The sequence below is a fragment of the Streptomyces odonnellii genome (assembly GCF_000981895.1).
In the GTDB taxonomy this organism is placed as follows: Bacteria; Actinomycetota; Actinomycetes; order Streptomycetales; family Streptomycetaceae; genus Streptomyces; species Streptomyces odonnellii.
Genome location: NZ_LATD01000125.1, coordinates 1 through 5226, shown reverse-complemented (window position 1 = coordinate 5226; position 5226 = coordinate 1). Strand labels below are relative to the sequence as shown.

At 70.8% G+C, this 5226-nt stretch carries 6 protein-coding genes; 2 read left to right on the top strand and 4 right to left on the bottom strand.

The features are described 5' to 3' along the window. The 4 genes from WH07_RS13435 to WH07_RS13420 all read right to left on the bottom strand — a co-directional run. The coding region (locus tag WH07_RS13435; RefSeq protein ID WP_046499909.1) for a cache domain-containing protein at positions 1-1890 on the bottom strand (1890 nt) is incomplete at its 3' end. A gap of 647 nt (positions 1891-2537) precedes the next feature. Then, positions 2538-3152, bottom strand: coding sequence for a TIGR03086 family metal-binding protein (locus tag WH07_RS13430; protein WP_046499907.1), 615 nt, complete (start codon positions 3150-3152; stop codon positions 2538-2540). Between the two features lie 100 nt (positions 3153-3252). Further along, positions 3253-3705 (bottom strand): SRPBCC family protein, encoded by a 453-nt coding sequence (locus tag WH07_RS13425; RefSeq protein WP_046499906.1) that lies wholly within the window; start codon positions 3703-3705, stop codon positions 3253-3255. Further along, on the bottom strand, positions 3702-4049 hold the full coding sequence (locus WH07_RS13420; RefSeq protein ID WP_046499911.1) for an ArsR/SmtB family transcription factor: 348 nt from the start codon (positions 4047-4049) through the stop codon (positions 3702-3704). The genes WH07_RS13425 and WH07_RS13420 overlap by 4 nt, the downstream gene beginning before the upstream one ends. Before the next feature lie 250 nt (positions 4050-4299). Here WH07_RS13420 and WH07_RS13415 point away from each other — a divergent pair, with 250 nt between their 5' ends. After that, entirely contained in the window at positions 4300-4977 is a 678-nt protein-coding gene (locus WH07_RS13415) for a choice-of-anchor M domain-containing protein (protein ID WP_046499904.1), read from the top strand. Further along, positions 4974-5226, top strand: a 253-nt coding sequence (locus WH07_RS13410; protein WP_157877335.1) for a hypothetical protein, incomplete at its 3' end; no start/stop codon positions are given. The genes WH07_RS13415 and WH07_RS13410, both read left to right, overlap by 4 nt.

Here is a 5226-nt window from a genome sequence, read left to right as displayed (position 1 = left end):
CGAGGGGAGGGGTTCGAAGGCCTGGTAGCCGGTGTTGGAGCCCAGGACCCGGCGTTCGGCGTCCACGATCCGTACCTGGCCCAGTCCGGGGCGTTTGAGGAGGGAGTTGAGGAAGTCGATGCGGAACTCGCCGACGACCAGGGCGCCGTCGCGGCCGGGGAGTTCGGCGTATCCGGTGATCCGCGGCTCCTTCGACCCGTCCCCCAGCACGGCGATCGGCCCGTTGCCCGGGCGTTTGGCGCCGGGGTCGGTGGGGGTGTCGCCGGCCCGGGCCAGGACGGTGCCGTCGCCGGAGAGGACGTACAGCGAGCGGTAGCGGGGATGCTCGGTCATGGTGCGCTCCAGGACCGTGGTCATGTCCCCCGGCCTGGTCTCGTCACCGATCAGCGTCGCCACCGACAGCAGATCCGCGTATCCCTCGTTCAGCGCACGCCGCACCCGGTCCGTCACCGTGTCCGTACGGTCCCGCTGATCACTCACAAGCTGCTCCGGCACTACCAGCGTGTCCCCGGCACGATTCAGCACCAGCATCATCGGAACAGACCAGACCAGTAACAGGATCCCGCCCCCGGCAAGCATGGCCCGGGTCCCCACGCGCCGCCCACGCCGCCGCCGGACGCCGGGCCCGTCGCCGTACGCACCTGTACCCGCACCCAGTCCCGTACTCGTGGCCGTGCCGCTGTGGGGAGCGGGGGCGCCGAGAAGCTGGAGCCGGAGCTGTTCCAGCGCGTCGCCGAGCCGGCGCGCCTCGCCGAACCGGGGCACCGCCACCGGCCGGACGAGGTCCCTTCGGGTGAGGCGGCGGCTTTCCGTGACCAGCCGGAGGAGGGGGCGCTGGACCGCACCGATCAGCAGGGCCACCGCCAGCCCGCCGACAAACAGCAGGGCGCCGGCGGACCACAGACCGAACATCGGGTTGCCGGTACCGCTGTTGTTCTCGGGGACGGTCACCAGCGTGACCACGGAGAGGCCGAGCCCCGTGGCATCGGTGCTGCCGCCCGCCTCGGGCGCGGCGAGCGTCGCGTACCCGGCCACCGGATGCTCCCCGGCGAGCAGCCTGGAGCCGGTCATGGATCCGCTGACCCCGGGATAGCCGCCGGAGCCGGGTTCCCTGGTGGTGAGCGGATTCCGCTCGGCCATCCCGGCGGAGCGCTCCGCGAAGGCACGGAGCTGCTTCGCGGTCTGCCCGGCCTCCCCGTCCGGGATGTCCGAGTCGTCGTCCTCGGAGGTCTGCGGGCCGTCGCTGCTGAGGACCGTACCGCCCGCGTCGACCACGGCGATCGCCCGGAACTTGCCGAGACTGACCCCTGGGACCTTCAGGCTGTTCGAGGTGATCAGCAACTGCTGCGGCCGGTCCTCCCAGGACAGCAGGGCGAAATTCAGCAGCCGGGTCTCGCCGTTCTCCAGCCGTATCAGCCGGGGGGCGAGGCTGTCCTCGTGGGACAGCTTGTCGAGGTCGACGGCGAGGAGCGATACGTTCTCGCCGCGCGCGGCCAGCAGAGTCCCCGACGTGATCTCGACGACGGCCGAACCGCGCCACTTCTGGTAGACGCTGCCGAGTTTGTCGAGAACGGTGTCGGCTGAGACCGGATCGCCCGCGTTGAAGAGCGACGCGGTCCGTTCGAGGTCGGTGATCGATTCGTCCAGCGAGGCCCGGAGCGCGATCGCGCCGTCCTCGGCGAAGTGCTGCTGGGAAATCCTTACCGCCTCGGGGAGCGACTCCGTGTCGCTCAGTCCCGGGGCGGTGCCGCCCAAGCCCAGGGCGGTGAGCCCAGACAGCACCACCAGCAGTGCCGAGAGGACCGCGATCGGCGGGCGGATGCCACCCAGCAGCGACATACCGGCCCGCTCGTTGACCTTGTGCCGGCGCTTCGCAGGCGCCATGGCCATGCGTGCCTCCCTCTTACGCGCCTGATCGGTCGACGGTGGACGAATCGGCACATCACCGGCGGCGGCAACCGTTAAGGACGGGTCCCCGCCCCCTTTCGGGTCCGGCCCGCTGTCCCTGCCACCGCCCCGGTCACGGGAACCGAGCAGCGAGCACCCCGCGGCGGCCATGGCGAAGACCGTCACCGCGGCACGGAGAACGGCGCGGGCAGCGGTCTGCGGGGCGGAACGCGGAGCGAGACGGAGTCTGTTGAGCGGCGGATGAGGCGTACGAGGTAGCTTCACGTAGTATTTTGTACACTGTATGGAGCGATCTTTGACCGTGAAAAAACCGCAATCCTGACGGGCCTGTCGGCCGGTGGCTTGATAGCGATGGGCACGGTCTGTGTGGCGGGGGCCATCAAGGGAGCGCCCTGGGGCTGCCCGGTCCTCGCTGAGGTGGAAACGGGACAGATCGCCGGCCGGAGGAGCGTCGGCGTGCTCCGGCCGCCGTGACCGAGCTGAGCGTGCCGCTGAACGAGGCCGAAACCGAACGCATCGCGGAGCAGTTCGCGCGGGCATCCGTCGACTTGCTACGCGGGCCGGACCGCGATCCGCCAGGACTGTTCGCCCGGGTGGATTTCGAGTCCCGGCCCGCTGCGTACTGCGGCCTACTGGCCGAGACCGTCGGCTCCGGCCGCTCGGCCGACGAAGGACAGGAACGCGGTCTGGGGGTCCGCGTCGTGAGGGGCGGGGACGCTGGGGTGGAACGCTCCGGTCGCGCGCAGGCCCTCGTAGTGGGGCAGCAGGGCCTGGTGGGTCCGGGCGACAAGGGCGGGGTCCAGTGTCTCGTCGCCACCGACCGCTCGGGCCAAGTCCCAGGTGTGTACGAGCAGTTCGAGGCTGCCGAGGATGTCGGCGGCCTGCTCGACCGGCACCGGGCCCAGCGGCCCGCCGGGCAGCCGTGTGGCGGCTCGGTCCGGATCGCTCAGCATCGCGTACATGTCGTCGCGGCACCGCTTGAAGGCGATGGCGAGGTCCGCGCCGGGTTCGACCCGGGGCGCGTCGGCCATGGAAGAGATCCCGACCCCGTCGGCAGCCGCGGGCGGTCTGCCGTCGACCACGGCGAGGATGCCGCGGTGTCCGTTGATGACGTGGGCGACCACGTCCCGGGCTGTCCAGCCCTCGCAGGGGCTGGCCGCGTCCCAGCGGTTCGCCGGGGTCGCCTCGACGCGTGTGAGGAATTGGGCGGAGAGCAGGAGGTAGCGGTGTGCGATGTCGGACATGAGTGTGCTGCTTTCGGGTGTCGGTCGTTGTCCCGCACCGAGGAGCGCGGGCTTGGGAGGGGACCTGGGCGCGGACCCGGGGTTCCGGCCCGGGGCGGTGTCACACGCGGTCGAGGAGGCTGATCAGGCGGCTCATGGTGCGCGAGCGCCAGCCGACGGCCATGATCCTGTGCGCCCGTTGCTGGAGCGGGTGGTCGGGGTCGAAGCCCTCGTGGGCCAGGAAGAGCCGGGTGCCGCGCCCCTCGGCCCGCAGGGTCCAGGTGATGGTCCAGTCGGCGCCGGCCGCTCCGTCGGGGTCGGCGTCGCGCCACCCGACGCGCAGCATCGTCTCCGGCTCGAAGGCCAGCACCTCGGCGCTGATGGTGCCCGAGAACCCCGTGGCCGGCAGCGCGGGGACGTGCATCGTGTAGCGGTGTCCGACCTCGAGTCTGAAGTCGCCGGGCATCAGCCACTGGGCGATCAGCTCGGGCTCGGTCAGCGCCCGCCACACCTTGGCCGGCGGGTGGGCCAGAAACTGGTCCACCCGCACCGCGGTCAGGTCGTCATCGGTCATGACTCGTCGTCTTCCAGCGAGTCCAGCAGCGCGCTGAGACCGGCGAGCTTCGCGCGCCAGAACTGTTCGAACGGCCCCAGCCACTCCTGGACCTCGTGCAGGGGCACGGCTTCCAACTGGTACAGCCGCTGCCGTCCCACCTTGGTCTCACTGGCCAGCCCCGCTTCGCGGAGCACTTTGAGGTGCTCGGAGAAGCTGGGCCGGGCCATGGCGAAGTGGGCGGCCAACTCGGCGACCGGCTGTGGTCCCTGTACGCGCAGCAGCCGCAGCACCTCCCGGCGCACCGGGCTGGCCAAGGCCGCGAAGACCCGGTCCTCGGGCTGCTGGACGGCGGATACGCGCATCACCGGCGGGTCGGCGTCGGCGCGTTCGGTGTGCGTGGTGTTCATGCACGGCACTATAGGTAGGAAATCTCCTACCTGTCACGTCGATCTTGGCGGCCGGCCCCCGGGCGCCGGTCCACCGTGCCTCGCCGAAGGCTCCGTTGTGATTTTTAATGAAAACGATTATCGTCTTACTCGATCGCTTTGACCGGCCATGGTCAAGCGCATACCTGTCCTTGGGGGGACACCTGTGTCTGCTCTTCAGCGTTTTGTGACGGTTTCTGGTGCGGCCTTCGCCGCGCTCGCGGTGGCGGGGCTCGCCACGGCCACCGCCGCCGCTCCGGTCGTCCTGTCGTCCGGTCATGTCGACGTGCTGGACGCCGAGTTCGACGGCACGGCCTTCGACCTGCATGTGCACGATGAGTCGGTGACGCCCGACGTCGAGTACGAGCCCGCCGACGTACAGCTCGATGTGAAGGCCGCCGCCAAGACGGTCAGACCCGCGGGCGCCGCGTACAACTTCCTTGGCGCCGCGGGCTCCACCGTGTGGATCCTGCCGCAGGATCAGGCCGCCGCTGCGGCAAAGGGCGTGCTGTGGCCCGGCATTTCGACCGAGCACCTGACCACGGGGGTGTTCACCAATGACCGCGTGACGTTCACACTCACCGGCGCCGAGTACGACGCCGCGGGCGACGGTGTGTACGAGGACACGACCGCCGATGTCAGTGTGTACGGTGTGTCCGGCTCGGCGGTGACCAAGTTCTACGACGGCGGCGACGGTCTCACCGCGTCCGACGCCCGCTCGTTCCTGGCCGGCGCCCACAACCACTACAACTGGGCCTTCGAGGCGGCCGGCACCTACCGCCTCACCTTCCGGATCAGTGGCACCACCCTCGGCGGTGCCACCCCGTCCGCCACGGCGTCGTACGTCTTCTCCGTCAAGCCGTGACGACTGGTCCCAGGATGAACGGGCCGCTGCGCGCCGGGGCCGCGGTCGCGGCCGCGGCGGCCCTGTTCGCCGGAGTGTTCACCGCGATCGCCGGCGGGAGCGTGGCGGCGAGCCCGGTCGCGGCGGTGGGCGCGGCTCCGCTCGGCGTCGTGCTGGACGAGGGTGAGATCGACTTCGCGCCGAGGATCGTGGACGGTACGGCCCAGTTGCGGATCGCCGACCGGACCGGCGGCGGGGGCGGGGGCGGGG

Coding starts and splice junctions, on each gene's coding strand:
- WH07_RS13420 (WP_046499911.1), bottom strand. CDS start 4,049: ATGCGCGTATCCGCCGTCCAGCAGCCCGAGGACCGGGTCTTCGCGGCC.
- WH07_RS13430 (WP_046499907.1), bottom strand. CDS start 3,152: ATGTCCGACATCGCACACCGCTACCTCCTGCTCTCCGCCCAATTCCTC.
- WH07_RS13425 (WP_046499906.1), bottom strand. CDS start 3,705: ATGACCGATGACGACCTGACCGCGGTGCGGGTGGACCAGTTTCTGGCC.